The sequence below is a fragment of the Hymenobacter cyanobacteriorum genome (assembly GCF_022631375.1).
GTDB lineage: Bacteria > Bacteroidota > Bacteroidia > Cytophagales > Hymenobacteraceae > Hymenobacter > Hymenobacter cyanobacteriorum.
Map to the genome: position 1 here is coordinate 30063 of NZ_JALBGC010000008.1, position 26241 is coordinate 56303.

Here is a 26241-nt window from a genome sequence, read left to right on the forward strand (position 1 = left end):
ATCCTGAGCGCAGCGAAGGACCCTGTCACGTCAGAAAAGCCGTTAGAACAATTCTAACGCCAGCTGTTCAATCGTGATAAGGTCCTTCGCTGCGCTCAGGATGACTTATTTTTACCCGCTGCGTTTTCCGCTCCTTCATGCCCCTGCCTTTCGCCGATACCCGCAACCTGCTCGCCAAAGCCACGCCCCTGCGGGTGTGGAACACGCTGGAAGTGGTGGGCTCCTACATCCTGAGCAAGCTCACGGGCAAAGCGCGGCTGCGGGGCCTGCCCATGGCCCTGAGCTTCGAGCCGACCACCAGCTGCAACTTGCGCTGCCCCGAGTGCCCCAGCGGCCTGCGGTCCTTCACGCGGCCTACGGGTATGCTGCAGGGCGACTTGTTTAAGCGCACCATTGATGAGGTGGCCAGCCGGCTGTGGTATCTGATTTTCTACTTTCAGGGTGAGCCCTATCTGCACCCGCAGTTTCTGGAGCTGGTGAAGTATGCTTCGGACAAGGGCATCTATACCGCCACCAGCACCAATGCCCACTACCTGAACGACCAGAACGCCCGCAAAACCGTGGAAAGCGGCCTCGACCGGCTCATCATCTCACTGGATGGCACCACGCAGGACGTGTACCAGCAGTACCGCGTAGGCGGCAAGTTGGAGAAGGTTTTGGAAGGCACCCGCAACGTGGTGAAGTGGCGCAAAGAGTTGAAGTCGGACACACCACGTATCATTTTTCAGTTTCTGGTGGTGCGGCCCAACGAGCACCAGATTGACGATGCCAAACATCTGGCCGAGGCATTGGGCGTGGATGATGTGTGGTTCAAAACCGCCCAGATTTACGACCATGCGCAGGGTTCGCCGCTCATCCCCACCATCGACTACTACTCGCGCTACCAGAATAACGGCAACGGTACCTGGAGCCTGAAAAACCAGCTCCTGAACCACTGCTGGAAGATGTGGCACTCCTGCGTCATCACCTGGGATGGTTTAGTAGTGCCCTGCTGCTTCGACAAAGACGCCGAATACCGCCAGGGCGACCTCAAAACCGAAACCTTCCGCCAGCTCTGGCGCGGCCCGAAGTACCAGCAGTTCCGGAGCAGCTTGCTGAAGGGCCGCGACCAGATTGAGATGTGCCGCAATTGCTCGGAGGGTACTAAGGTGTGGGGGTAAGGAAATGTTGCGTTTTGAGGGTTGAGTTTTGAATGAATAGAACAACAACTCAGCATTTAACCTTCAACATTTAAAACTTCTGCTCTTTCCTGCGCGACTACCAGGAAGCCGTAGCCGAAAATGAACAGGTTGAGGCCGATTTGCAGGCTCAACATATCGGCGGTGAGCATGACGGTAGCCTGCACGACGATGAAAAACAGAATGGCCGGATTGCGCCGGGTGGCCCGGCGAAACAGCGGCCCGAACAGCACCGCCAGCCACAGGCTCAAGCCCACCACGCCGCCACCGAGCATGGCTTCCAGGTATTGGTTGTGCACATCGACGCGATTGGCGGGGCGCAGGCCGAAATCCTTCCATACATATTGGGCCTGCATGGCGGCGTGGGTGTCGGCCGGGGCCACGCCCAGCAGCCAGTGCTCACGGATGATAGTTCCGGCCGTTTCCATGGCGGCCAGGCGCTGAGCCAGCGAATAGTTGTTCATATCCTGCCCCAGAGTGTATTTCTGCACGTCCCACACCGTGCCTTTGGCCCGCTGCCGTACCGATTCGAGCGACTGATAGGCCAGCCACGGGGCCAGGCCCAGCAATAGCAGCAGCCCCAGGCCCAGCAGGGCGTGGCGGCGGCTCAGCAGCCAGCCCACGTAGGCCAGCAGGCCGACATAAAGCACCAGCAGACCCGTGCGATAAGCCAGCACGTGCAGCGTGAGGGCCGCCGCCGCCGCCGCCGCCAGCAGCGCAGCCCGCAGCACGGGGCCAGCCAGCGCCGTGCGCCGCAAAAGCAAGCCCCAGAAAAACGCCAGTGCCAGCATCACCCCAAACGGCACGTGGAAAATGCGCGTGATGGCCTGCACATTTTGCCCGATGTGAATAGCGGCATTGGCTTCGTCTGGGTGCAGCAGGTAGCGGCCCAGCGTGGCCAAGCCCACGGCCGCCGTGCCCAGCACAAACAGGCTGCCCACCGTCAGGCGCTGCCAGCGGGTGAGGGGCACCGCCAGCGTGAAAGCCAGTGGCACGGCCAGCCACGGCAAGCTGCGAAATACTTCGTGCTGCCACACCGCCATCGCGCTGGTATACAGCCCGCTTACTAATAAAAAAATTACCAGTGCCGCCGCCCACATAGCTGCTCGGTTGCGGTAGTAGCGGGGCAAGTCGTGCCGCAGGTGGGGGTTGGCCAGGGCCGCTACCGTGCCCACCACCGGGGCCAGCGCCACCAGCGAGCGGGCTGCCAGCAAGCCTACCACGCCGGCCACCGCCGCCAGCCACAGCAGGTGCTGCGAGAGCCGGCCCGAAGAGTAATAAGACGCAAAACGCGGCACGGAGGGCAAAGGCTTAGGTGCGGTCGGTGGCCAGGTTGAGCTTGCCGGTGAGCGCGGCCACAGCCTCCGAGGTTTCGGCGCGCTTCTCGTACTCCACGATGAGGTGGCCACCGGTGAGCACGTTCAGGCTGCCGTTGAGGCGGGCCAGCTCGGCGTATACTTCGGGCCGGCGGGCCGAGGGCGCGCCGCGCCGCAGGCCCCGCCGCCGGGCCACGCCGCCAAGCAGCCGCATCCAGGGATAATAAAACGGCAGCAGAAACAGCGAAGTGTAATTGACGCGACTGGGGTGCACCTCGGTAATCCGCATTCCCGACAGGGCCGCCAGCGCCCGCTGCCGCGTGAGGTTGGCGAAGAAGATGTGGCCCAGATACACGTCGTGGATGTTGTGCGCGCGGTCGGCGGCCCAGATGGAATCGACCTCGTTGGGCGGCATCAGCTTGTAGGCCTCGCTTTCGAGCAGCAGGTAGCTGAGGCGGGTACGCAGGTTGGAGTAGTTGGGCGTGGTGATGATGGCCCGGCCGCCCGGCCGCAGCACCCGGTTCAGCTCCTGAAACAGGTGCAGCTGGTTGGGCATGTGCTCGATGCCTTCCTGGCAAATCACTACGTCGAAGCTGGCATCGGCGAAGGGCAGCGTGTCGTTCAGGTTGGCCTTGATGCACGGAATGTCGGGGTAGCGGAAGAATTCGGGGTAGAGGTCCGAAGCCGTGACATTGGCGCCTAATTCCTTGAGCAACTGCGCCGTTTCGCCGTTGCCGGCGGGCACGTCCAGCATGTCCTTGCCCACCCATTCGGCGGCGCGGCGGCGCAGCATGGCCGTCAGCAGGTCTTTAATGTCGTTGCTGCCCGAAAAGGCCGGGGGCGAAAGGCGAATCATAAGCGGCCGAAAAAGAAGCGGGAAGGAAGTAATACCGCAAAGTAAGCGCGAAAAAAACGGGCTCCCACCCGCAGCAAGCCGCTGCGGGTGGGAGCCCGGCCGAACCCGAAGGAACGGGTGCTATTTCACCTTTTTGGTGAGGTTCTTCCCGAGGTCTTCCACTTTTTTCAGGAAGTCGTCGGTGTCGCCGTCGGCATAGGTGCCATAGGCGGTCGAAATCGTGCCTTTCACGCCGTCGGCGGCCTCAATGGCGTAAAGAATGGACATGTCGTCGGGGTTGCTTTCGCCCTCGAAGCGGTAGAAATCCACGATGGTTACTTCTTCGGGCGCGTAGCTCTTATTCGAATCGTGGCCAATGGTTTGCAACCGGCCGTCCACCACGTTGAAATCCTGGGTGAAGCCTTCTTTATTGAGTCGGTTCTCGACGCTCACGAGCGAGCGTTCTTCTTCTTTGTCCTGCATGGCGGTGGGGTGTTTTGGGGAGAGTAGGTGGCGGGGCTGCGGGCCGAAAAGTCGGCCGCCCCCGCCCGGGCTATACGCAGCCGGGGCGGGGGCGGGTTATGGTTGGGCTAACTAAATAGCCAAACGGCATTATTTCATTGTGGCTCGGCGCTCAATGGTGCGTTGCAGGGCCTCCACATCGATTTGCCCGCAGGCCCCGCCGCAGCCCTTGGCGCAGCCGGCCGCCGTTTTGCTGAAAAACGCACGGTAAAAAATGCGCCCCACGTAGAACGCCGCCGCCACGAATAGCGCGCCGATGAGGAAGTACTGAATTTCGAGGGAGGTAATGGCCAGCAAAAGCATAGCGGGATAACTGCGGAGCGAAAGGAATAGTTTGCGCGGCTACCGCCAGAACTCGCCAATGGCCGCCTGCATCTCGGCATGAATGAGCCGGTTACTGGCCACAATCTCGCGTCCAAACAGCGGGTCACCTTCCATCAGAAACTGCGTGACGTGCCCGCCGGCCTCGCGCACCAGCAGAATACCGGCCGCCACATCGTAGGAGTTCAGGTTGAATTCGAAGAAGCCTTCGCAGCGGCCGGCGGCCACGTAAGCCAGGTCGGCCGCGGCCGAGCCCAGCCGCCGCACGCCGTGGCTGCGCTGAAAAAACGCGCCGAGAATTTTCAGGAAGTCATCGAGCTTGCCGAAATCGTGGTACGGAAAGCCGGTGGCAATGAGCGAGCTATTCAGTTCGGCCACGTCGGTGACGTGAATGGGCTGGTCGTTGCAGAACGCGCCGCCGCCGCGCACGGCCCGGAAGCTTTCGTCGCGGCCCACCTCGTGCACCACGCCCACCACCAGCTCGCGGTGTTGCACCAGCGCCACGCTGATGCAGTACACCGGCAGCCCGTGCACAAAATTGGTGGTGCCGTCGAGGGGGTCGATTATCCACACGAATTCTTCGGTGTGGGCATCGGGGCCAGCCGTGCCTTCCTCGGTAATGAAGCCCGCCTCGGGCAGCAGCTCGCGCAGGCCGGCCACGAGGCGGCGCTCGGTTTCCTGGTCCACGTAGCTCACGAGGTCGTGCAGGCCCTTGTGCTCTACTTTACCGCGGTCGAAAGTAGCCGCTTCCTGGCTGATGAACTGGGCCGTGCGGCGGCACAGGGCGGCGAGGTCGTGAGAGAGTTGGGTAAAGTCGGGCGTCATATTATCGAACGGTGTAGAGACGCGACACTTCGCGTCTGGTCGTTGGGTTTGTTGAACTTATGCCTGCGCATTCGGGAATTACAGGTGGCGCGGCTATGGTCGTTCAACGACGAGACGCGAAGTGTCGCGTCTCTACCCCACAACGGCCCGTTTCCGGGTGAAGCCCAGCACCGCGGCCACCAGCAGGCCCAGCACTGCCAGCAGCTGCGCGCCGCGACCAATCAGCTCGCCGTGGCGGGCATAAAATGTCACTTCGTCGTTCAGGTGCACGGTGGCGCGGCTGGCCGTCGGAATCCAGGCCGGCTCGCGCTGGGTGATTTCGCCTTTCTGGTTAATGAAGCCGGTGAAGCCGGTGTTGGCCGAACGGGCCAGGTCGCGGCGCGTTTCGATGCAGCGCAGCTGGCCGTAGCTCAGCAGCTGGCGGTAGCCGGGCGAGTCGTGCCACCACGCATCGTTGGTGGGTAGGCCCAGCAGTGTGGCCCCGTTGCGGGCGTATTCGCCCACAAAGTCGCCGTAAATAGATTCGTAACAAATGATGGGGGCCACGCGCAGGGCCGGCGCGTTGGCCGGGGCCGGGTACACGGTGCGCTCGGTCTGGCTGCCCACGCTGCCCACGGTGCCGCCCAGGTCGATGTGCGACACCAGCGACACCAGCAGTGGCGGCACCTTTTCCACGCCCGGTACCAGCCGCGACTTGTGGTAGATGACCACGCGGGCGCTGGCATCGGCGAAATACGCGCCGGAGTTGAAGAAATCGTAGTAGCCCAGGTCGTCGCGGTAACGGGCCGTTTCGCTGGCCGCTTCCTTGTTCGGGTACGAGCCCAGCGTGGTGATGCCCGTGAGCAGGGCCACGCCCGGATGCCGCCCCAGCCACTCGCGGATGCGGCGAATTTTTGGGTTGCTCTCCAGCGTATTCTCCCAATACGGCTCCTCCAGCGCCGTTTCGGGCCAGATGACGAGGCGCGTTTCGGGCGTGAGCTTTTGCTCCGACAGCGCCAGAAAGCGCGTCAGCTGCTCGTCGTAGGGGATAAACTTGGGGCCGCCTTCGAACTTCTCCACGTAGGGGTCGAAGTTGGGCTGTACCACCACTACTTCGGCCGTCGGGCCTTTTTCCTGGTAGTTGCGCCCGATGATGCTCGACACAAACAACGGCACGGCCACGGCCAGAACTGGCGCGGCCCAGCGCCAGCGGGCCGGGCTTTCGAACGTCCAGGGGGCCACGCCGCCCCGGCCATACCACGCCCGGAATACCAGCAGGTTCACGGCCCATACCCATACCGAGCCGCCCAGGAAACCCGTGTACTCGTACCACTGCACCCAGCCCGGCGCGGCCGCGAAGCCATTGCCCAGCGTGAGCCAGGGCCAGGTGATGTCCCAGTGCAGGTGCAATTGCTCGAAGGCAATCCAGTACACCGGTAGCAGCGCGTAGCCCCAGCGGTAGCCCAGGCGCTTGTGGGTCTGGCGGAAGGCCATGAGCGGCAGGCACATGAGCAGCGCATTCAGCACCACGGCGGCAATGCCGGCGGGCAGGCTGGCGTAGCTCACCCACCAGGTAGTGAGGGCGTTCCAGAGCAGCAGCAGCAGGTAGGTGTGCGCGAATACGCGGCCCTTGCGCGCACCCTGCGCCGTGAGGCGGCGCTCCATCAATAAATAGGGCACCCAGGCCACGAACAGCAGCGGCACCGTGAGGGCCGTGGGCCAGGGCATCCAGCCGGCGCACAGCAGCAGGCCGCCCAGCACCGCCAGCGCGGCGGGCCGCAGTCCGGGCCGGCTAGTCTTCTGATTCAGACTCATCGTCGGCGTCATCGGCACGGCGGTAGTATGAGGCATCGCGGCCGGGGCGGGGCTCGCGGGGGGGCGGGGCAAGGTTTCCTTCGACGACAACGACAATTTCTCCTTTAATAGCGGGCCGGGCCGCGAAGTCAGCCTCCAGGCTGGCCAACGTACCGGTCACGGTTTCTTCAAAAAGCTTGGTGAGTTCGCGACTGACGGAGGCCGGCCGCGACGGCCCCAGCACTTCGGCCAGCTGCCCCAGCGTCTTCACGATGCGGTGCGGCGACTCGTAGAAAATCATGGTGCGGGTTTCCTGGGCCAGCTGCAGCAGGCGCGTCTGCCGCCCCTTCTTCACCGGCAAAAAACCCTCGAACGTGAACCGCTCGGCCCCGAAGCCCGACTTCAGCAGCGCCGGCACGAAGGCCGTGGCCCCGGGCAAACACTCCACGCCGAGGCCCTTGGCCAGGCACTCGCGCACCAACAGAAACCCGGGGTCGGAGATTCCCGGCGTGCCGGCGTCGCTGACCAAGGCCATGGTTTCACCTTTTTCCAGGCGTTCCAGCAGGCGCGGCACCTGCTGGTGCTCGTTGTGCAGGTGGTAGGAGAGGAGGGGCTTCTTCAGGCCCAGGTGCTGCATCAGGCGGCCGCTGGTGCGGGTATCCTCGCAGAGCACCGTGCCCACCTCGCCCAGCACGCGGATGGCCCGCAGCGTAATGTCTTCCAGATTGCCGATGGGCGTGGGCACGAGGTACAGAACCGTGGGATTGGGCATAAAGCAAAGGTACGGGGCAGGAACGAGGGTTAACCTTCGCCAAAGCAATTGCAGCTGTTGGGCTAGACCCATTAATTTGCCGTTCGAAGAAGCAGGTACCAACGGCATCCTTGCAACGTATGATTTTCCCCGCAATCGTATGCGCCATAATTCCTGGAATGGGGGCATACGGCGCATTCAAAGAAATTAGGCTGGCGTCGGCGCTCGGGCGGGAGGGCGTCGAATGTTCGGGCATCATCGTCAGCCAGCGAGAAGTCAAACCGGGCCGCAGGTCCAATTACTTTGAGCCGCGGGTGCGTTTCGAAACAGCAACAGGTGAAGTAATAGAAGGAGAAAGCGTGGGGGCAGAATGGGTTCTTAGCACCCGTGGCGGCATCTTATCAAATAAAGTAGAGTTCTTCGACAACTCGGATGCCTACTTGCGGTACGACATCCGTGACCCAAGCAGCTTTCTGTTTGTACAAGAACTCAACCAATCGGGTCGCTATCTGCAGTTGGCAGTAACCTCCCTGGTGGCGTTGTGCATGTTACTGGTAGGACTGTTCGGCGCCATTCCTGATTAAGCGCAGGTTGCGTGGCAAAGGCCCGCTATTGCAGCAAATACCGCGCGGCTACGGCATCAATGGCCGTCGCCAGCCGGTGGTCGCGGGCCGTTACGGTGTTGCCCGCGTCGTGGGTGCGCAGGCGGAATTCCACCACGTTATACTCGTTGCTGAACCACGGGTGATGGTCGAGCCGCTCGGCCTCGGCGGCCACTTCGGTGAGGAAAGCGAAGGCCGTGCGGAAGTCCACGAAGCGGTAGGTGCGGGCGAGGCTGTTGTCAATAGTTGACCACATAAATTTACCTATATTTAGCAGGGGCGAAAGCAGTTGATGGCGCGGCGCGGGCAAAACCCAAACCCGCAAACCAAAGTACACACCTCCCTACACTTGCTCATTCCAAACACCTCCCGCCCCATGGCCATCGACCCCAACAACCGCCCCATCCGAGTCATCAACGACGACACGACCAACGAAGAAATGGAAGCCGGCCACCACATCCCCAACGCCGACCCGCCCAAGAACGAAGCGGCCCGCGGCGGCTTCGGCAACCGCGACGGCAAGGAAGGCTTCGGCTCCGACACGGCCGGCGGCGAAACTGCCGTGGGCGTGAACGAAACCGCCGACAACATGAGCCCGCCGGCCGACAACATGCGCTCGCAGGACGAAGGCCGCGACGACCGCGCCAACCAGGACCTGCCGCCCCGCGACGAATACACCGACACCATTGAGCCCAGCGGCCGCCCCGTCGACGAGCTCGACGCGCACGACCGCCGCCCCGGTGTGGATGAGATGCTGAACCCCAACTCCCGCGTGGGCATGGGCCAGATGGAGCCCCGCCCCATCCAGCCCATCACCGGCACCGATACCAACGCCGACCTCACCGACCCCAACGCCACCGATACGGCCATCGACCAGTAAGCCACTGGCCGCGGCAGATTACCGTTTTAAGTTTCTTTTCACTTAAACCCGATTATCATCATGTCGACGCACCATAACGACCAGAAAACCGGCGAGCAGCCTAACGAGCGCCGCGCCGAAGGCACGCCCAAGGCCGATGCCCTGCCCGCCGCCGAAACCGGCACCACGCCCGAAGACCAGCTCGAGCAGGATGCCCTCGATGCCGGCCAGCGCCACCCCAACCGCAGCCATGACAAGGCCAACCTCGACAAGCCGGCCTACGGCGGCGGCCACTAGCCACTAGTATAGAGTTGTCAACTTGAACGTCATGCTGAGCGCAGCCGAAGCATCTCGCGTGCAGTAGTAATCATTTACTATTGCACGCGAGATGCTTCGGCTGCGCTCAGCATGACGTTTTTTTGTTTCGTTCCCTATATCCTTTGCTTCCCGTGAGCCGCTACGCCACCACCGACCTGCACGGCTGCCTGCACACCTTTCGCCGCCTGGTAGAAGACGAGCTGCGCCTGACGACCGCCGATGAGCTTTACCTGCTGGGCGACTACGTGAACAAGGGCCCCGACAGCAAAGGCGTGCTCGACTACCTAATGCACCTGCAAGCCAGCGGCTACAACGTGCAGGCCCTGCGCGGCAACCACGACCAGGCCCTGCTCGACGATGCGCGGCACCGCAAGCGCTGGGCCTGGCTGGGCCTGCCCGGCCGTCAGCCCACGCTGCGCAGCTTCGGCGTGCGGCGCGCCAGCGACATTGCACCCCACTACCTGGCCTGGCTCGATGCGCTGCCTTATGAAATTGAACTGCCCGATTTTGTGCTGGTTCACGCCGGCTACGACTTTGCGCTGCCGCCCGAAGAGATGCGCCAGGATTACCTGACCATGCTCAGCATCAAGAAATTCGTGTTCGACCCCGTGCGTCTCGGGGGCAAGCGGCTGCTGCACGGGCACGTGCCCCGGCCGGCGGCGCAGGTGCGCACCCAGGCCGCCAAGCATCCCGGCGCGCTGGGCCTCGACAGCGGCTGCGTGTATCGCCACAACGCTGCCTTCGCCCAGCTCACCGCCCTCAACCTCGATACCTGGGAAGTAACGCAAGTGCCCAACTGCGAGCCCGCCTATCCCATCGGCCGCCGCTGAAACGGGCATCTGCCAACTCGGCCAGGACCAGCCACTGCCACTTTGGGGCAGTGGCTTTTTTGTGTTTTACGAAGAGAAGCCAAGTTCGTTTAATAATTATTTGTTTGGTGAGTGATAACGGACAGTGAAATTGAATTAATATAATTATAAAAATGGATTGGTTTTAATAGTCTTTTGGCTAATGCTATGATAGGGTAGGATTGGAGGCGGCTGCTAAAACCAGCTACTGCCTGAAGTGAAAAATTAATGGTAATAAAGTTCGAAATCAATGGTATAGCTGTAATATAATTCGTGGTTCATATAATTATTCGGGTTGATTGTTGTGTTCAGGGTTGCGCTTGGATGAAATCCGGCGTTAGATTTGATAAGTTACATTTTGTCGAAATGCCGCAATGGAGTGCTCAATTACTCTATTGGATTTAGGTGTTTGGGCAATGTAATTATTGCTGGTTTGCCACTGGCTGGCGACTGGCATTTCTGCTAACCATTCACTCACTCTCTCCCTGTTATGAAACACATTGTCTCACATTCACCAATTGAGTACACGAAGCAGCGGCACTTGGGCCGGCTGGCGCGCCCGCTCGGCTCGTTGGCCTTGTTGCTGGGGCTGGCCAGCCAGGCGCAGGCGGCTGTCATCTACACGGTTGGGGCTACGGCCGGCGCCAATTACCCCACCATCACGGCGGCGCTGGCGGCCGTGCCCGCCACGCTGGAGCAGGACTACGAGCTGCGCCTACTCGATGCCAGCTACGTTGAAGACGTGCTGCTGACCAAAACCGGCAGCGCGATTAATGCCCTCACCATCCGGCCGGCGGCCGGGGTGAGCAGTGTGCTCACGGGCACTTTCACGTTTGGGGCGGGCAGCGCCTACGCCACCCTCAGCGGCAACAACGGCACGGTGGCGCGGGCCCTCACGCTGCGCCAGCCCAACCCTGCGGCCCCGACGGTGGCCTTTGGCGGCGATGCCAACCACAACGTGTTGCGCGAAGCGACCGTGCTTGGCTCCAACAGCCTGCTCACGAGCGGCGTGGTGGTGGTGGGCAGCGGCACGGTGGCCGGCAACGACTACAACGCCCTCACCGAGTGCTTTGTGGGCAACGCCGACCCCGCCCAACTGCCCGCCAACCTCGTGTACGCGGTCAGCACCAGCGGCGTGAACGACGGCTTCAGCCTGACCAACTGCGAGCTGTTCAACTTCGACCGCACGGGCGTGCTGGTGAGCACCGGCAACGGCAACCAGTGGACCATCAGCAACAACAGCTTTTACTACAACGCCGCGGCCCTGCCCACGGCCGCCCAAACGGGCATCGACTTCCGCCCCGGGGCCATTGCCAACGATGCCACGGTGAGCGGCAACTTCATCGGCGGGCAGGCGGCCGGCGCTACCGGCGGCACTTGGACCAACGGCGGCACCCAGAACTTCCGGGGCATTGTGATGAGCTGCGGCAGCAGCATCGTGCTCACCAACGAGGTGACGAACAACGTGGTGCGCGAAGTGAGCCTGACCGGCGTGGGCAGCACCGCCTTCACAGCCCTGAGCGTGGCCGGCGGCCGCTCCGAGCTCACGGCCAACACCGTGACCAACGTGAGCAACACCGGCACCAGCGGCGTAAACAGCCTTGTAAGCCAGGCCACTACCATTCTCTCGTCCTTTAATGTGAGCAGCGGGCAGCTGATGGTGGTGGAAAGTGGCCAGACCGTGGTGCTCGGCGACCTCACCAACGCCGGCGTACTCAACCACACGGGCGGCGACATCCTCATCAACGGCAACTTCACCAACGCCGCCACTGGCATTTTTGCCCAGACGCTGGGCGACATCGAAATCAAGGGCGACATGCTGAACAGCGGGCAGTTCACCTGCTCGACGGGCAAGGTGAAGCTCACCGGAGCCGGCAACCAGGTGGTGAGCGGCGGCCTCTACTTCAACCTTGAAGTGAACGGCGGCGGCGTGAAAACCTTCTCTGACGACGCCCAGGTGTACAACGGCATTCAGATGCTGAGCGGCATCCTCAACACCGGCGCGTACCGCATCCGGCTCGAGCCGCTGGCCAACCTGGCCGAAACCGAAACCAGCTACGTGCTGGGCCGCGTGGAAGTGCGCCGCACGCCCGTGGCAGGCGTGGCCGAAACCTTCGGCGGCGTGGGCCTGCGCCTGCTGCCCGCCACCGGCTCGCTGCTGCCCGGCCTCACCACCGTGACGCGCACCACCGGCACGGCCCCCAGCGGCGCGGCCGGCGCGCGGGCCATCCTGCGCTACTTTGATATTGCGGCCACCACCAACACCGGCCTCGATGCCGCTTTAACCATCGAATACTTCACCCACGAGCTCAACGGCGTCACGCCGGCCAACCTGCGCTTTTTCAAGTCGGTTGATAACGGCGCGAACTGGCAAAACAAGGGCCTCAGCAGCGCCGGCAGCGGCTACGCGGTGCTGAATAACGTGGGCGGCTTCTCGCGCTGGACGCTGGCCGACCTCACCGCCCCGCTGCCGGTGGGCCTCGTTGCCTTCCGGGCCGAACGCCAGGGCCGCAACGCCCGGCTGAGCTGGGAAACTGCTTCGGAGCAGGACAACCGCGGCTTCGGCCTCGAAGTATCGCGCGATGGCAAAACCTACCAGCAAATCGGCTACGTGGCCGCCGCCGAAGGCAACAGCAGCAGCGCCCGCCGCTACAGTTTCCTCGACACCGCGCCCGATAAAACCGGCCCCCGCTACTACCGCCTGCGCCAGGATGACCGCAGCGGTGCCACCCACTACTTCGCCCCGCAGCGCGTCGATTTCGACGCCGAAGGCCTGGCCCTAGCTGCCTACCCCACCCAATTCACTTCCGAGCTGACGGTGGCCCTCGCCGCGCCCGCCGCCACCACCGCCACCCTGCGCCTGCTCGATGCTGCGGGCCGCACCGTGTGGCAGCAGGAACAGGCCCTCGCGCCCGGCGCGGCCCCGCTGCGCGTGCAGCCCGCCTGCGCCGCCGGCCCCTACCTGCTCACCGCTACCGTGGGCGGCCAGGTGCTGCACCAGCGCGTGGTGAAAAACTGAGGCGCTGAACCGCGCGCCCGCGCCGTTCTGCCTGTTGCCGAAGCCCCGGTTACGTAAGTAGCCGGGGCTTCTGGCGTTTGGGGGGACGATGTCAGAAATGGGCTGGTTTTTAATGAAAATTCCGCGCCGGGTGGCTGCCAAACAGGGCGTTACGAGCGCATAGGACGACTTATAGCTCCTTTTGCTGGACCGTGCGTGCGGCGGTTACCCCCGAAAATCGATGTCTGGAATAAGGGCGAAGTGTCCTTTTTTGTCGCAGAATCATTGCTTAGGTTCGCCTCGCCATTGGGTGTACCTTCCTGCTGCGGGTTTCCTGTCATCCGTTTCCAATGCCCTCAAAACCCCTAGCTATGCTCCGCAAACTCCTGCTCTACGCCGCCCTGCTCACGCTCACGCATTGCAGCAAGTGCAAGAACGACCCGCAGCCCGCCGACCCGGCCGCCGCGCTACCCCCGGCCACCCAAACCGGGGCCAACACCTTCGGCTGCCTGCTCAACGGCCAGCCCTACACCCCGCAGGGCCGCGTGGGCCTGGGCAGCAACTTCGCCGTGCTCTACGACCCTACTTTCAATGGCGGCGACTTGGTTGTCGATACTTACAAGGTCGATGGCAAAGATTGGAGCACCTCCATCGGGCTGCATTTTGTGCCCATACGCGCCGCCGGTACTTACTCGCTCAACCTGCCGGGCGGCGTGGGGGGAGCCACAAGTTATCTGAATAAAAAAGACCCCACCCGGTGCGGAGAAATCTTCACGGATGCCTCAATTAACTACCGGCGAGGCACGCTCACCATCACGCGCCTGGACCTGAACGCGGGCGTCATCGCCGGCACGTTCGAGTGCAAGTTCGTCAAAGCCGGCTGCGACACGTTGCGCCTGACGCAAGGCCGCTTCGATGCCAAAATCTGATAAGTCATTCCATTCCCTTTTTCCCTTTCCGCTCATGAGAATTTTTTACCGCTGGCTTAGCGGCCTGCTCCTGTTGGGGGTGCCGGCCGCCGCCCAAACCACCGACTCGCTCCGGCAGGCCGTGGACCGCATTTTCGCGCCGCTCGACAAAAGCCAGGTGCCCGTGCCCTACCTGGCCGAATACGGCACCCGGTTCGCCGCGCTCACGCCCTACAACGGCACGCTCACCGACTCCAGCGTGGCCACGCTCACCACCTAGCGCATGTGCTACGCCTCGCTGGTGAGCGGCAACGTGGGGCGGCCCAGCCCCCTGCCGCTGCTGCCCGACCTGAACACGGCCTTGGCCGCGCAGGTCGCGGCCGCGCCCACCGCCATTCCGCTGCTGGTGCAGTGCCTGCCCTACGCCACCCTGCGGCCCGATGCCCTCACGGCCGGCCTGCTCGTGGCCCAGAATGGCCAGCTTCACAAGGCCCGAGGCGGGGAGAAAAAATAAAACGCGGCCCGGGCGGTGGGCCGATGTCAGGAATTGGCGGCTTTTTTAGAAAACACCGCGCCGGGCAGGGGGCGGCAACACGCATCGGAAGCGTCTGGGGCGGGTTTTCCCTGCCGCCGGAGAGCCGCCCGCCTGGCGTTCCCTGCCCAAAACCGAGGTCTGGAAAAAAGGCAAAGCGTCCTTTTTTGGCGGGGCCTCACGGCCTAAGTTAGCCCCGCCATCGGGTGTACCTTCCGTGCGGGTTCCCTGCAACCTACCTCCACCACACGCAACCCCCTCGCTATGCTCCGCAAGCTCCTGCTTTACGCCGCCCTGCTCACACTCACGCAGTGCTCTAAGTGCAAAAACGACCCGCAGCCCCAACCGCCCGCCGACCCGCTCGCCCTGCTGCCCCCCGAAACCCAGACCGGCCAACGCACCTTCGGCTGCCTCGTCAACGGCCAAGCCTGGACCCCGGCCGGCAGTCAGCTTGGGGGACCACTAATCTCTTGCAGCTATATGAATTCCCGGCTAGCTATAGTAGTCAGCCGCAGAGGGAATTTCAATGGATTGAGCACGTTCCAGCGCATCAGCCTAGTGCTTGACAAAGTATACCAAAATGGAAGCTATGTTGCCAGCGACTCGTTATTCCGCGTTGCTGAATACGAGGACTTCAACAACGGCTGCACGCTTACTATAACACAGTACAGCCGGGATTTATTGAGTTGACCAAGCTAGACCCCGTTGCCCGCATCGCCTCGGGGCGCTTCTCTTTCACCCTAGAGAAGGCTGGGTGTGGCAAAATAGTCGTCACCGACGGCCGCTTCGATTGCCCCTTTTAAATCAACGTTTTTCATCTTTTCCACCTTTCTTGCCCATGAAACAACTTTTATTCGCGCTTCTGCTACTGGCCGCGAGCCTGCGCAGCCTGGGGCAAACGACCACCGCCGCACCCGAGTTGGAGGCCCCGCTCACCGGCTTTGCCGACGCCATCAACACGGTATTCCAGTCGGTCGACAAAAACCGGGTGCCCTCGGGCCTGCTCGAAGAGTAGGGCCTGCAATTCATCGACCACGCCCCCTTCACCGGCACCAACGGCTTCACCCCGGCCAACCAGCTCGACCTCAACCGCTGGCGCGCCCTCTACGGCGACCTCGACGGGGCCCGCATCAACGGCAGCTCGGCGGCCATGCTCCCGCTGGCTACCGTGAACCAGCGCCTTGCCCAGTATGCCCTCGACTCGGCCGTGGAGCTGCCCATTCTGCACTTCAACTACCACAGCATTCGCACCGATGCCCTCAGCAGCGGCCTCATCCAGTCGGCCAACAACCGCCTCTACGACGTGGACGGGCGCAACCCCTACCAGCTCAACACGGCCTTCGGCGTGGCCGCCAGCACCACCGACCTGCCCAGCGCCCAGGCCTCGTTCATTGTCCGGCCGGCCCTGTTCTTCACCAACACCGGCCGCACCGTGGCCACCGTGCAGGCCGACTTTGCCGATGGCTAGGGCTTCGTGGGCCTGAGCTGGGACGTGGTCCGCCCCGTGAGCTACCCCTCCGGCGGCCCCAAAGACGTGCGGGTGCGGGTGAGCTACACCGACGGCAGCACCTGGGAAAGCCACCTGCTGGTGGTGGCGCCGGCGCCGGTGGCGGCCGCCCGCTACGCCGGCAGCGGGCCCAACGTGCTGCCCCCGTTTCAATTGACGGCCGACCGGGACTACAACGGCGAATATGCGTCGGCTACCATATCCATAGAATACGGCGGCCGCAACAAAGCCACCCCCGACCCGGCCGTGCTCGATAAGCCGTTGATTGTGGTGAAAGGATTTGACGTATCGGGATATATTGGCGGACCAGATGCTCGTTCTGATTACAAAGAATTTGTTGCAAGAATTAGCAATAGAGATAACCAAAGCATCCTCAGCGACGGTGCCGATGCTGACGGCTACGACATTGTGTATGTCGACTTCAACAGCGGTACTGACTTCATTCAGCGCAACGCCCGGCTGCTGGAGCGCGTCATCCGCTGGGTGAACGAGCACAAAACCGGCACCCAGCCCAACGCCATGCTGGCCATGAGCATGGGCGGGCTGGTGGCGCAGTACGCCCTGCGCGAAATCGAAACCGATGCCAGCAACCCCGCCTACCCGCACCAGGTGGGCCTGCTCATCACCCACGACTCGCCCCACCAGGGCGCCAACATCCCCCTCAGCATTCAGATGACGGTGCGCCACCTGGCCGGCACCGTCATCCGTAACCCCATCGGCAGCGACGTGGTGCTGGCCGAGCGGTTTCCGCTGCTGGTGCAGGCCCGCAACGCGCTGCTCTCGCCGGCCGCCCAGCAAATGCTGCGCTACCAAACCCGGCGGGGCCCCACCCAGCTTCTGCAGTTTGCCGGGCCGGTAGTGGCCGCTCCCACCTCCCTCTACGATGCCTTTCAGCAGGAGTACCAGGCCCTGCTGGGCCCGGCGCGGGTGCCGGTGGGCACGCCGGGGCGGCCCTGCCGGGTGGTGGCCAGCTCCAACGGTTCGGAGTGCGGGCGCGGGCAGCCCTTCGAGCCCTGCGCCGAGTTGGCAAAAGCCGGGTTTGATGGCGAAGTGTTCGACTACCCGTTTCTGGTCGGGGTGGGCATTGCCAGCCTCACGGCGGTGGTCGGGGCGGGCACGCTGGGCACGCTGGCCATTGGCCTGACGGGGGCCTACGACCTCAAGGCGGAATACCGCCTCAACGCCCTGCCCGACCAGCAGGCCCAGCCCATCTACTACATATTCGCCCGGGTGCAGAAGCGCACGCGGCTGCTCGGACTGTTCGACGTGCAGCTTACCCTGATGAATTTTCAGGCCAGCTCGCTCAGCTCGCAGCTCCCGCTGGACAGCGGTTCCGGCGGCATCATCAGCCTCGATGCGTATGCGCAGCAAGCGGGCGGGGCTATTACTGCCCTGCCCGCGGGCATTATCAAGCAGCGGCAGTTCTGCTTTCTGCCCACCTACAGCGCCCTCAACATCACGCCAGGCGGCACGGCCGCGCTACGGGCTTCGTACTCGCCCGGTACCAGCGTGGGTACGCCGTTTGCTAACTTCCGCACCGCTGCCCGCCAAAACGAAGGCCATATCGAGTACACGGCCCTGAACAGCACCTGGATGCTGCAAGAGTTGCGGCAAGCCCCGCAGGTACTCAGCTGCCAGGCGTTTTGTTCGGCCGCGCCCGTCATCAGCGGGCCCGACGTGGTGTGCGCGGGCGGGGGCACCACGTTCACGGTGGCCGGGTTGCCGCCCGGTGTGCAGATAAGTTGGAGCGTCGTGGCCGATGTGTCCGTCACGCAGACGAGCAGTGGCAATACCTTCACCCTCAGCGACGGCTCCGCCATAGGGCTTGCCACGGTGCTGGCCACTTTGAACGGCGATTGCGGCTCGTTCACGATAAGCAAAGTGGTATCTATCGGCAAGCCCAACCCCACGGTGCGCAACCTAGCCCAGCCCGGCGAGCCCACGTTTTGCGTGTTCACGGCCCCGGCCGTGCCGGGCGCGGGCTACCGCTGGTACGTGGATAACCGCCTGGTAGCCGATGCCAACGGCATCGAGTTTGAATACTACTTCGGGTGCCGCATCACCCACGTCATCAGCTACGAGTTCATTAACGACTGCCCCGCGCCCGGGGCCCGGCCCAGCGCAAGCGTCACCGGCGAGTGCCGTCCCCGCACGCAGCAGGCCGCCACCGCCACGCTCTACCCCAACCCGGCGAGCGAGTCGGTGGACGTGCACGTGGAAAACGCCGACGACGACCCGCAGCCCCTCACCGTGCGCCTGTTCGACAGTCAGGGCCGGCCCCGGGCCGAGCACACCGGCCCCGCGGGGCAAGCCACCATCCGCCTGCGCACCGATAAGCTGCCGGCGGGCCTCTATTTCGTGCACATTCTGCGCGGCCCGCAGGTGCTGAGCCGCCAGCCGCTGCAAATCGAAAAGTAAGTAGCCCGGCCGGCGGGCGTGGCCCCGCGTGCGCCGCCGGCCGCCGTTATTTCCCAACCCATTTCTCACCCCAACCCCCAACTCATTCACTCATGAAACAAGGCAACCGCATTTCCGAAACCCTCTCCGCCGCCGATGCCAAAAAGGTGACTGACCTGCTGCGCCAAGCCGAAGCCCTACTGCCCTTCCTCATCACCCTGCAACCCGAGGAAAGCCGCAGCCTGCGCAACATCGGCTTCGATGGTGTGCCCTTCGCCAAAGCCGCCCTGGAGGCCACCCGCGCCAACCTCGACTTCACCCGCCGCAGCTTCGACCTAGCCGAGTTCGAGAAAGACGTGGACCTGATGGACGCTCTGCGCGGCTGCAGGCCGTGCTCGGCCCCCTGGCCCAAAAAGTGCAGGACACCTATCGCCTCGCCGGGGCCGACGTGATGGTGACCGCCGACGACGTGTACGAAGACCTGCGCAAAGACAACGGCGAAACCGCCGCCGTGCAGGCCGCCCTGCAAACCATGAAAAAGCGCTACACCCACCGCCTGGGGGCCGAAAAACCCAAGCCCGGCGCTGCCCCTAAGGCCTAGCTGGCCACTCCGGACCGGTTCCGCACCACCTTAGACCGGTTTTAAACCACTCCCGACCGCAGGGAATCCGGCTCTTAATAGGCAGCCCCGGCTGCGCGCGTAGCCGGGGCTGCTTTGGTTTAGCGGGCTTCGAGCACGCCGGCGGCCACGGCGCGGCGGGCCGGAGCGCGGTAGGGGTTCAGCGAGTCGGCGGCCACTGCCCGCAGCTCTTGCAGGGCCGGGGCCAGCTCCTGGGCCTGCCAGTAGGCCATGCCGAGGTGGTAGCGGGCGCGGCGGGCCAGCTCGCCGGAGCCCCCCTCGGCCTCCACGCGGCGCAGGTAGAGCTGGGCGGCGTTGCCCTGGCCCTGGCGCAGCAGCATCAGGCCGCGCAGGTAGAGCAGGGTATCGGCCCCGACGGTGGTGGGCGACACGCGCCCAAGCGAGTGCAGCGCCGCCGGGTAGTGGCCCGACTGGTACTGGTCGAGGGCCTCGGCCAGCAGCGGGTTTTTGGTGAGCAGCGTGGTAGTTACGGCCGGGCCGGGGTCGGGCTGGTAGTAGGCTTCCCAGCTGCGGGCGGGCAGCGCCCGGTTGGGGCGGCTGAAATACCAGGCCGCCACGCCGGCGGCCAGTAGCAGCAGGCCGGCCAGACCAGCCAGCACCACCAGGCGGCGCTGGCGGCGGCGGGCCAGGTGCTGGGCGCGGTCGAGGGCGGTGCCGCGCTCGTTCATGCGCTCATCCAGCGACTGCAGGCGCAGGCGCAGCGTGTCGTGGCCGGCCGCCCAGCGCAGGTCGGCCGTCAGCTGCTCGTAGGCGGCGTGGGCTTCGGCCAGGTCCTCGTCCTGCTCCAGCCGCAGCTCAAACGCCTCCTGCTCGGCCGGGCTCATCTGGCCATCGGCAAAGCGTTCAAGGTCGTCGAAGTAGGGGCGGAGGTCCATTTTGGGAGAAGTGGGAAACGGGGAGTAGGGAGCGAAAAAGCGGGAGAAAAGCCAAAAATGGCTGTCATGCTGAGCGCAGTCGAAGCATCTCTACCGCAATAGTAATTCAATCAGCAGGATTAGTGGCGCGGTAGAGCTGCTTCGACAAGCTCCGCATGACGTTCTGCTCCGTGGGATTCACTCGCTAACCCTCATTGTCTGCCGTCCCCGCGCCCCAGGTCGCATCATACCCGCCGCGCACCAGCTCGTAGAGCTTGCGCAGGCAGCTGCCCTTCTGGCGGCGGGCCACGGTGGCGTTGGGGAAGCCCATTTTCACGCCCATCTTCTCAAACTGGTAGCCGTGGAAATAGAAGTAGGTGAGCACCTGCTGGCAGTCGGCCCCCAGCTGGTTGAACTGGGCCAGCAGGCGCTGGCGGCGCTGGGCCTCGGCGGCGGGCAGCGGCACGTGGGCTGGCACCTGGGCCGCCAGCCGCTGCTGGGCCATGCCATAAATGAAAGCCCGCAAATCTTCGGGCATTTTGGTAATGCGGCCATCGGCCACCTGGTCGTAGAAGTCGAGCAACGTGTCCTGCAGCAACTCATGGGCCTGCGCGGCCGGCAGGCGGTGCTGGCGCTGGGCCCAGCGGGCAAACAGGTGCCGGCTGCGCTGGTAGAAGTCAATCAGAAACTTCTGGTTGCCGACGCGCAGCTGGGTCAGGGTTTCGGCGAGAGGCGTGGGCATGGCGGCAATTTACACCGGCGGGGGGATAAATGGGGATGGGGGACAAAGGAACAGGGGAGTGGGTAAGGCATTTGTCATCCTGAGCGCAGCGAAGGACCTTATCACCGCTACCACCGTTTGAATTACTGCAAACCGTTCAACTATGAGAAGGTCCTTCGCTGCGCTCAGGATGACAGCCGATTCTTTACGCCGTATTCCCTATCCCCGCCTCGCCCTTACCTTTACGCCCATGCAAACAGCCGCCCCCACCCGCCTTCTCGATACCGCCGTTTTCGACCTCATTGCCCAGGAGAAAACCCGCCAGACCCACGGCCTCGAACTCATCGCCTCCGAAAACTACGTCTCGGAGCAGGTGATGGCCGCCCAGGGCTCGGTGCTTACCAACAAGTACGCCGAGGGCCTGCCCGGCAAGCGCTACTACGGCGGCTGCGAAATCGTCGACCAGGTCGAGCAGCTGGCCATCGACCGCATCAAGGAGTTGTTTGGCGTGGCCTGGGCCAACGTGCAGCCCCACTCCGGCGCGCAGGCCAACGCCGCCGTGATGCTCGCCTGCCTCAACCCTGGCGATAAAATCCTCGGATTCGACCTCAGCCATGGCGGCCACCTCACCCACGGCTCGGCCGTGAACTTCTCGGGCAAGCTCTACCAGCCCAGCTTTTATGGCGTGGAGCGCGAAACCGGCCTCATCGACTGGAGCAAAATCAAGGACATTGCCCGCCGCGAGCGGCCCAAGCTCATCATCTGCGGAGCCTCGGCCTATTCGCGCGACTGGGACTACAAAACCCTGCGCGAAGCCGCCGACGAAGTGGGCGCCCTGCTGCTGGCCGACATTTCGCACCCCTCGGCGCTCATCGCCACCGGCCTGCTCAACTCGCCCTTCGAGCACTGCCACATCGTGACGACCACCACCCACAAAACCCTGCGTGGCCCCCGCGGCGGCCTCATCCTGCTGGGCAAGGACTTCGAAAATCCCTTCGGCCTGAAAACCCCGAAAGGCGAAATCCGTCCCATGTCGGCCCTGCTCGACTCGGCCGTGTTCCCCGGCACCCAGGGCGGGCCGCTCGAGCACGTCATCGCCGCCAAAGCCGTGGCCTTCGGCGAAGCGCTGAGCGACGACTTCAAAACCTACACCAAGCAGGTAGCCCGCAACGCGCAGGCGCTCGCCAAAGGCTTCACCGACCTCGGCTACAACATCATTTCGGGCGGCACCGACAACCACCTGATGCTAATCGACCTGCGCTCGAAAAACCTCACCGGCAAGCTGGCCGAAAACGCCCTGGTGCGTGCCGACATCACCATCAACAAAAACATGGTGCCCTTCGACGACAAGTCGCCCTTCGTCACCAGCGGCATCCGCATCGGCTCGGCCGCCATCACCACCCGCGGCCTGGGCGAAACCGACATGCACCGCATCGTGGAGCTGATTGACGAAACGCTGATGAACCACGACAACGACACCCGCATCGGCCAGGTGCGCCAGCAAGTGAACAACTGGCTGCAGGATTACCCGCTGTTTGCGTAAGTTTTTACGTATGGGTTGATGCCATCTGTCATCCTGAGCGCAGCGAAGGACCTTATCACCGCAGAACGACTAGCCGTAATAGCTATAGGCGTGATAAGGTCCTTCGCTGCGCTCAGGATGACAGACGGTTTTATCCCTCCTCTCTAATTCTCTGATTTCCTCCGTGCAACCCTCTCAACAACCAAATCTCTCGGGCGACCAGCACGAAATGTCCTTTATCGACCACCTGGAGGCGCTGCGCTGGCACATCATCCGGGCAGCCATTTCGGTAGTCGTGTTTGCCACCGGGGCCTTTTTTGCCAAGGATTTCCTGTTTCACGACCTGATTCTGGGCCCCTCGCGCCCCGATTTCTGGACCTACCGCATGTTCTGCAAGTTCGGCCAGTGGGTGCACGCCCCCGACTTGTGCATCAACGATGTGGGCTTCGTTATTCAGAACCGCGAAATGAGCGGGCAGCTTACCATGCACATCAGCACCTCGTTCATCGTGGGCATTGTGCTGGCGTTTCCGTACTTGTTCTGGGAAATCTGGCGCTTCGTCAAGCCCGGTCTCTACCCGCACGAGCGGCAGAACTCGCAGGGCGCCGTATTCTTTGTGTCCATCCTGTTCATCATGGGCCTGCTGTTTGGCTACTACATCGCCGCGCCGCTCAGCATCAACTTTCTGGCCGGCTACGTGGTCGATGCCAGCATCGAAAACCAGATTGACATGCAGAGCTACCTGAGCACGCTCACCACCATGAGCCTGTCGTGCGCCTTCGTGTTCGAACTGCCCATGATTGTCTTCTTCCTGGCCAAAGCCGGCATCGTGTCGGCCGAAATCATGCAGATGTATCGCAAGCATGCCATTGTGGTCATCCTCATCATCGCGGCCGTCATCACCCCGCCCGACATCTCGGCCCAGATTATCGTCACCATCCCCATCCTGCTGCTTTACGAGCTCAGCATTCACATTGCCCGCGTGGTGCGGCGCGGCGATGCCGCTCGCCTCAATGCCAAGCTCGCCCGCGAGCAGGCGCTGGCGGCCAGCCAGCCGCCCCAGTAGCGGGAGTTCGGTTGATTGATTTTTTGTTCGGGCCCCGGTGAACTGCTTGCGGAAAGCAGTTCACCGGGGCCCGGCGCTTTTCAACGGGGCAGGGGCCGCATATAGGTTGAGTGCAAATTGCATCCGAGGCGGTCAGGATGCGATGAAAAATGGATTGCAGCGGATTGGGCTGTAAACGAATTGTCGGTTTATCTGGCTTTTGAAGCAGTTACAACCCGCAAATAGTAATGGTGGTCGAAAAAACGCTACATTTGAAATGGTACTAAAGCGTGAATATCGCCGTTGGCTGCTTATCTTTGAAGAAGTGTTACTTGGCGAATAATTAATGATGCGGCCTGGATGTCTTGTGCGAAGGGTAGCAGCGGTTGCGCTGCTGCTGGTGCCGGTGGGCCTGTGGGCCGCGCCGGCACCGCCGCCGTTGCCTGCCGCCATCGAACCCTTGCGCCGCCAGCTGGCCGGCCAGCTGCCCGATACCACCCGCGTGCGACTGCTCACGGTCATCAGCTACGCCCTGCGCGAGGAGCAGTCGGCCCGGGCCATCAGCTACGGCGAGTCGGCCACGGCGCTGGCCCGCGCCCTGCCGCCCGCCGTGCGCGGGCCGCTGCTGCTGCCGGCGTTGCTCAGCCTGTCGTCGTGCTACGCCAACCTGTCGAACAGCTCGGAAGCCCTGCGGCTGCTGGCCGAAGCGCAGGGCCTGGCCCGCGAGCAACGCAATTACGATGCACTGGTGCGCACTTACTGCAACCAGGGCAGCATCTATCATTCGCGGGGCGACACGGTCACGGCCGGGCAGCACTACCGCCACGCCCTGCGCCTGCTGGCCAGCCCGGCCGGCGAAAGCGTGAGCCCGCGCACCCGGATGAAGCTGCTCGGCAACCTGGGCAGCCTGGCCTACCTGCGCAACCAGCACCCGCTGGCCCTGCACTACGACTCGCTGGCGCTGGCCCTGGCCCGCCGCAGCCGCGACGCTACCGCCGAAGCCACCTACCTTTCCAGCCTGGCCACCTACCTGATGCAAAGTGGCCAGCTGCCCCGCGTGCGGCGGCTGCTGTTGCAGTCGCTGGCCATCAGCCAGCGCCAGGGGGCAGTTCGTACGCAGTCCGAACTGCAGGCTCAGCTGGCCCAGTACTACACCAAAACCAGCGAGCCCGACCAGGCCATGCTGGCCGCCCGCGAGGCCCTGCGCCTGGCTCGCCAAAGCCACTACCTGGAGTGCGCCCTCGATGCCTACGGCCAGCTAGCTGGGCTAGCGGCTGGCCAGGGCGACTACCGCGCCGCCTACGACTGGAACACCCGTTACGTGGCCCTGAACGACTCGCTGAACAGCCGCCAGACCATGCAAACGCTGGCGGTGTCGCAGGTGAACTACGAGGCCCAGGAACGCGCGCGCCGCCTGCGCCAGCTCACCGCCGAGCAGGCCACCCAAACCCAGCGCACCCGGATGCTGGTGGGCGTTATCGCCATCATGGCTCTGATTCTGGGCGTGATGGTGCACCTCTACCGCAACCTGCGCCGCAGCCGGGCCGCCGTGGCGGCCAACAACCGCGCCCTCGAAGCGGCTTCGGCCGAGCTGCGGGCCGTGGCGGTGTTCAAGGACAAGCTCTACGCCATTGTTGCGCACGATTTGCGCGGGCCCGTCACGGCTTTCGCGGGCGTCACGAGCCTGATTGACTCCTACATTGCCCAGAACGACCAGGCCGGCCTGGCTCGGCTGCCCGCCATGGTGCGCCAGGCCGCCGACAGCCTCAACCACCTGCTCGACAACGTGCTGAACTGGGCCGTGAGCCAGACCGGCGAGCTCGAATGCCGCCCCGTGCCGCTGCCGGTAGCCGACATGTTTGCCGAGTGCCAGGCCCTGTACCAAACCACGGCCGCCGCCAACTGGCAGCACATCACCGCCACCGCGCCCGACGGCCTGCGCCTGCTGGCCGACCGCAACATGACGCGCACCATTCTGCGCAACCTCGTCGGCAACGCCCTCAAATTCATGCCCGCCGGCGGCCACGTGCACCTCGACGCCGCGCCCGACCCCGACGACGCGGGCATGGTGCTGCTCACCTGCACCGACACCGGCTCGGGCATGAGTGCCACCACCGTCAGCGCCCTCATGAGTGGCCCCGCCCTGCCCGAGCCCACGCCCGGGCCCAACCTGCGCGCCACCGGCTTCGGGCTGGGCTTGGTGCTGTGCCGGGCCTTCGTGCACCGCCACGGTGGCACGCTGGTTATTCAAAGCCGCCCCGGGGCCGGCACCAGCGTCACCGTCAGCCTGCCGGTGGCGAAGTAGCACGGCCCGGTTGCGCTGCCGAAACAAGCGGCTCGTTGCGTGATGCAGCCTTAGTTCAGGCCCATAAAAAAAGCCCCGGCAGCGGCCAGGGCTTTTTCAATTTCTAGAATTTCGGCAGATTATTCTTTTGTGAAGTCAAGCGTGTCAATCACCGGTGCGCCACGCGAAGGCTTGAGCTTGACGTAGACCCGGTAAGTACCGGTGCGGCCCACGTAGCGCCCAATGGCGTACTGGATATGCTCTTGGCTTTCGCCCTGATGGATAAACTCGAAGCTGCTGGGCGAATTTTTGGCGAAATAATCTTTGAGGACCAGCTCGGCCTGAGTTGAATTGTAGCTCTTCTTGTCGTCGTCGAAACTGACTTCGACGGTGGCGGCAAAGTATTGCGAGAGCTCGCGGGAAGAGCCGTTGCGCAGGGCCGCACGCACGGCTCCGAGGTTATCGGCCTGAGCCTGTGCGGCTCCGGCCCCGAGCAGGAATAGCCACCCGAGTAATAGCGTTCGAATTAGATAGCGTTTCATTAGCGGGGTAATAAGTGCGTCATACGCAGCGGAAGTTTAGCTAAAATGGTGCCAGGATGAATTTAGGCGTTGTTGGGACGGGTTCAGGCCCAGCCAACGAAAGTTGCGGCGAAGGTAGAAATATTCAGCCCTTCGCACGGGGC

The 26241-nt window shown here is 63.5% G+C and carries 29 protein-coding genes; 18 read left to right on the plus strand and 11 right to left on the minus strand.

The genetic code is table 11. The annotated features are described in order from the left end of the window. The first annotated feature begins 137 nt into the window (after positions 1-137). The gene (locus MON38_RS22245) at positions 138-1160 is read left to right on the plus strand and encodes an SPASM domain-containing protein (protein ID WP_241938366.1); all 1023 of its coding nucleotides are present in this window, start codon (positions 138-140) and stop codon (positions 1158-1160) included. A 56-nt stretch (positions 1161-1216) separates the two neighbouring features. Here MON38_RS22245 and MON38_RS22940 read toward each other — a convergent pair whose 3' ends face one another. The 7 genes from MON38_RS22940 to rsmI all read right to left on the minus strand — a co-directional run bounded on the left by MON38_RS22940 (position 1217) and on the right by rsmI (position 7542). Next, entirely contained in the window at positions 1217-2476 is a 1260-nt protein-coding gene (locus MON38_RS22940) for an O-antigen ligase family protein (RefSeq protein WP_241938367.1), read from the minus strand. Between the two features lie 13 nt (positions 2477-2489). Next, positions 2490-3350: a methyltransferase domain-containing protein gene (locus MON38_RS22255; protein WP_277881613.1), complete on the minus strand. Its 861-nt coding sequence runs from the start codon at positions 3348-3350 to the stop codon at positions 2490-2492. Between the two features lie 120 nt (positions 3351-3470). Then, on the minus strand, positions 3471-3812 hold the full coding sequence (locus MON38_RS22260) for a hypothetical protein (RefSeq protein ID WP_241938368.1): 342 nt from the start codon (positions 3810-3812) through the stop codon (positions 3471-3473). A gap of 129 nt (positions 3813-3941) precedes the next feature. Further along, complete coding sequence (locus tag MON38_RS22265) at positions 3942-4154, minus strand: hypothetical protein (RefSeq protein ID WP_241938369.1); 213 nt, start codon at positions 4152-4154, stop codon at positions 3942-3944. A 39-nt stretch (positions 4155-4193) separates the two neighbouring features. Continuing rightward, entirely contained in the window at positions 4194-4997 is an 804-nt protein-coding gene (locus tag MON38_RS22270) for an inositol monophosphatase family protein (protein WP_241938370.1), read from the minus strand. A gap of 132 nt (positions 4998-5129) precedes the next feature. Continuing rightward, positions 5130-6827, minus strand: a complete 1698-nt coding sequence (lnt, locus tag MON38_RS22275) for an apolipoprotein N-acyltransferase (RefSeq protein ID WP_241938371.1) — start codon at positions 6825-6827, stop codon at positions 5130-5132. Next, positions 6769-7542, minus strand: a complete 774-nt coding sequence (rsmI, locus tag MON38_RS22280; protein WP_241938372.1) for a 16S rRNA (cytidine(1402)-2'-O)-methyltransferase — start codon at positions 7540-7542, stop codon at positions 6769-6771. The genes lnt and rsmI overlap by 59 nt, the downstream gene beginning before the upstream one ends. 119 nt (positions 7543-7661) lie before the next feature. Between rsmI and MON38_RS22285 the strand changes: the two genes are divergently transcribed. Further along, entirely contained in the window at positions 7662-8105 is a 444-nt protein-coding gene (locus MON38_RS22285; RefSeq protein WP_241938373.1) for a DUF3592 domain-containing protein, read from the plus strand. Between the two features lie 25 nt (positions 8106-8130). On the opposite strand, the gene MON38_RS22290 is transcribed toward MON38_RS22285, so the two are convergent. Then, entirely contained in the window at positions 8131-8379 is a 249-nt protein-coding gene (locus MON38_RS22290) for a 4a-hydroxytetrahydrobiopterin dehydratase (protein ID WP_241938374.1), read from the minus strand. Between the two features lie 120 nt (positions 8380-8499). Here MON38_RS22290 and MON38_RS22295 point away from each other — a divergent pair, with 120 nt between their 5' ends. From MON38_RS22295 to MON38_RS22355, 13 genes are all read left to right on the plus strand, one after another. Next, entirely contained in the window at positions 8500-9003 is a 504-nt protein-coding gene (locus MON38_RS22295; protein WP_241938375.1) for a hypothetical protein, read from the plus strand. Positions 9004-9063: 60 nt separating this feature from the next. Continuing rightward, positions 9064-9279, plus strand: a complete 216-nt coding sequence (locus tag MON38_RS22300; protein WP_241938376.1) for a hypothetical protein — start codon at positions 9064-9066, stop codon at positions 9277-9279. A 152-nt stretch (positions 9280-9431) separates the two neighbouring features. Further along, positions 9432-10130, plus strand: coding sequence for a metallophosphoesterase family protein (locus MON38_RS22305; protein ID WP_241938377.1), 699 nt, complete (start codon positions 9432-9434; stop codon positions 10128-10130). Between the two features lie 508 nt (positions 10131-10638). Next, complete coding sequence (locus MON38_RS22310; RefSeq protein ID WP_241938378.1) at positions 10639-13167, plus strand: hypothetical protein; 2529 nt, start codon at positions 10639-10641, stop codon at positions 13165-13167. A 350-nt stretch (positions 13168-13517) separates the two neighbouring features. After that, positions 13518-14075, plus strand: a complete 558-nt coding sequence (locus MON38_RS22315) for a Riean_0653 family protein (protein ID WP_241938379.1) — start codon at positions 13518-13520, stop codon at positions 14073-14075. Between the two features lie 34 nt (positions 14076-14109). Continuing rightward, positions 14110-14334 (plus strand): hypothetical protein, encoded by a 225-nt coding sequence (locus MON38_RS22320; RefSeq protein WP_241938380.1) that lies wholly within the window; start codon positions 14110-14112, stop codon positions 14332-14334. 3 nt (positions 14335-14337) lie between these two features. Beyond that, entirely contained in the window at positions 14338-14568 is a 231-nt protein-coding gene (locus tag MON38_RS22325; RefSeq protein WP_241938381.1) for a hypothetical protein, read from the plus strand. 282 nt (positions 14569-14850) lie between these two features. Next, on the plus strand, positions 14851-15276 hold the full coding sequence (locus MON38_RS22330; protein ID WP_241938382.1) for a Riean_0653 family protein: 426 nt from the start codon (positions 14851-14853) through the stop codon (positions 15274-15276). Between the two features lie 148 nt (positions 15277-15424). Further along, positions 15425-15601, plus strand: a complete 177-nt coding sequence (locus tag MON38_RS22335; protein ID WP_241938383.1) for a hypothetical protein — start codon at positions 15425-15427, stop codon at positions 15599-15601. A 135-nt stretch (positions 15602-15736) separates the two neighbouring features. After that, on the plus strand, positions 15737-16054 hold the full coding sequence (locus tag MON38_RS22340) for a hypothetical protein (protein ID WP_241938384.1): 318 nt from the start codon (positions 15737-15739) through the stop codon (positions 16052-16054). A gap of 36 nt (positions 16055-16090) precedes the next feature. Next, on the plus strand, positions 16091-18511 hold the full coding sequence (locus MON38_RS22945; protein WP_241938385.1) for a T9SS type A sorting domain-containing protein: 2421 nt from the start codon (positions 16091-16093) through the stop codon (positions 18509-18511). A gap of 92 nt (positions 18512-18603) precedes the next feature. Further along, positions 18604-18942: a hypothetical protein gene (locus tag MON38_RS22350; RefSeq protein WP_241938386.1), complete on the plus strand. Its 339-nt coding sequence runs from the start codon at positions 18604-18606 to the stop codon at positions 18940-18942. Then, positions 18906-19091 (plus strand): hypothetical protein, encoded by a 186-nt coding sequence (locus MON38_RS22355; protein WP_241938387.1) that lies wholly within the window; start codon positions 18906-18908, stop codon positions 19089-19091. Before MON38_RS22350 ends, MON38_RS22355 begins: the two co-directional genes overlap by 37 nt. Positions 19092-19210: 119 nt before the next feature. Here MON38_RS22355 and MON38_RS22360 read toward each other — a convergent pair whose 3' ends face one another. Both MON38_RS22360 and MON38_RS22365 read right to left on the minus strand, forming a co-directional pair. Then, a complete protein-coding gene (locus MON38_RS22360) occupies positions 19211-20005 on the minus strand; it encodes an anti-sigma factor family protein (RefSeq protein ID WP_241938388.1) in 795 nt (264 codons plus the stop codon). 184 nt (positions 20006-20189) lie between these two features. Then, the gene (locus MON38_RS22365; protein WP_241938389.1) at positions 20190-20726 is read right to left on the minus strand and encodes an RNA polymerase sigma factor; all 537 of its coding nucleotides are present in this window, start codon (positions 20724-20726) and stop codon (positions 20190-20192) included. A 229-nt stretch (positions 20727-20955) separates the two neighbouring features. Here MON38_RS22365 and MON38_RS22370 point away from each other — a divergent pair, with 229 nt between their 5' ends. From MON38_RS22370 to MON38_RS22380, 3 genes are all read left to right on the plus strand, one after another. Continuing rightward, on the plus strand, positions 20956-22248 hold the full coding sequence (locus MON38_RS22370; protein ID WP_241938390.1) for a serine hydroxymethyltransferase: 1293 nt from the start codon (positions 20956-20958) through the stop codon (positions 22246-22248). A gap of 163 nt (positions 22249-22411) precedes the next feature. Then, on the plus strand, positions 22412-23293 hold the full coding sequence (gene tatC, locus MON38_RS22375) for a twin-arginine translocase subunit TatC (protein WP_241938391.1): 882 nt from the start codon (positions 22412-22414) through the stop codon (positions 23291-23293). A gap of 346 nt (positions 23294-23639) precedes the next feature. Beyond that, entirely contained in the window at positions 23640-25577 is a 1938-nt protein-coding gene (locus MON38_RS22380) for an ATP-binding protein (protein ID WP_241938392.1), read from the plus strand. A 119-nt stretch (positions 25578-25696) separates the two neighbouring features. On the opposite strand, the gene MON38_RS22385 is transcribed toward MON38_RS22380, so the two are convergent. Next, entirely contained in the window at positions 25697-26098 is a 402-nt protein-coding gene (locus tag MON38_RS22385; RefSeq protein WP_241938393.1) for a DUF4783 domain-containing protein, read from the minus strand. Positions 26099-26241 lie beyond the last annotated feature (143 nt).

Coding starts and splice junctions, on each gene's coding strand:
- MON38_RS22335 (WP_241938383.1), top strand. CDS start 15,425: ATGAAACAACTTTTATTCGCGCTTCTGCTACTGGCCGCGAGCCTGCGC.
- MON38_RS22295 (WP_241938375.1), top strand. CDS start 8,500: ATGGCCATCGACCCCAACAACCGCCCCATCCGAGTCATCAACGACGAC.
- MON38_RS22350 (WP_241938386.1), top strand. CDS start 18,604: ATGAAACAAGGCAACCGCATTTCCGAAACCCTCTCCGCCGCCGATGCC.
- rsmI (WP_241938372.1), bottom strand. CDS start 7,542: ATGCCCAATCCCACGGTTCTGTACCTCGTGCCCACGCCCATCGGCAAT.
- MON38_RS22340 (WP_241938384.1), top strand. CDS start 15,737: ATGCTCCCGCTGGCTACCGTGAACCAGCGCCTTGCCCAGTATGCCCTC.
- MON38_RS22365 (WP_241938389.1), bottom strand. CDS start 20,726: ATGCCCACGCCTCTCGCCGAAACCCTGACCCAGCTGCGCGTCGGCAAC.
- lnt (WP_241938371.1), bottom strand. CDS start 6,827: ATGCCTCATACTACCGCCGTGCCGATGACGCCGACGATGAGTCTGAAT.
- MON38_RS22370 (WP_241938390.1), top strand. CDS start 20,956: ATGCAAACAGCCGCCCCCACCCGCCTTCTCGATACCGCCGTTTTCGAC.
- MON38_RS22300 (WP_241938376.1), top strand. CDS start 9,064: ATGTCGACGCACCATAACGACCAGAAAACCGGCGAGCAGCCTAACGAG.
- MON38_RS22310 (WP_241938378.1), top strand. CDS start 10,639: ATGAAACACATTGTCTCACATTCACCAATTGAGTACACGAAGCAGCGG.
- MON38_RS22360 (WP_241938388.1), bottom strand. CDS start 20,005: ATGGACCTCCGCCCCTACTTCGACGACCTTGAACGCTTTGCCGATGGC.
- MON38_RS22320 (WP_241938380.1), top strand. CDS start 14,110: ATGAGAATTTTTTACCGCTGGCTTAGCGGCCTGCTCCTGTTGGGGGTG.
- MON38_RS22245 (WP_241938366.1), top strand. CDS start 138: ATGCCCCTGCCTTTCGCCGATACCCGCAACCTGCTCGCCAAAGCCACG.
- MON38_RS22260 (WP_241938368.1), bottom strand. CDS start 3,812: ATGCAGGACAAAGAAGAAGAACGCTCGCTCGTGAGCGTCGAGAACCGA.
- MON38_RS22265 (WP_241938369.1), bottom strand. CDS start 4,154: ATGCTTTTGCTGGCCATTACCTCCCTCGAAATTCAGTACTTCCTCATC.
- MON38_RS22315 (WP_241938379.1), top strand. CDS start 13,518: ATGCTCCGCAAACTCCTGCTCTACGCCGCCCTGCTCACGCTCACGCAT.
- MON38_RS22285 (WP_241938373.1), top strand. CDS start 7,662: ATGATTTTCCCCGCAATCGTATGCGCCATAATTCCTGGAATGGGGGCA.
- MON38_RS22325 (WP_241938381.1), top strand. CDS start 14,338: ATGTGCTACGCCTCGCTGGTGAGCGGCAACGTGGGGCGGCCCAGCCCC.
- MON38_RS22255 (WP_277881613.1), bottom strand. CDS start 3,350: ATGATTCGCCTTTCGCCCCCGGCCTTTTCGGGCAGCAACGACATTAAA.
- MON38_RS22330 (WP_241938382.1), top strand. CDS start 14,851: ATGCTCCGCAAGCTCCTGCTTTACGCCGCCCTGCTCACACTCACGCAG.
- MON38_RS22270 (WP_241938370.1), bottom strand. CDS start 4,997: ATGACGCCCGACTTTACCCAACTCTCTCACGACCTCGCCGCCCTGTGC.
- MON38_RS22385 (WP_241938393.1), bottom strand. CDS start 26,098: ATGAAACGCTATCTAATTCGAACGCTATTACTCGGGTGGCTATTCCTG.
- MON38_RS22290 (WP_241938374.1), bottom strand. CDS start 8,379: ATGTGGTCAACTATTGACAACAGCCTCGCCCGCACCTACCGCTTCGTG.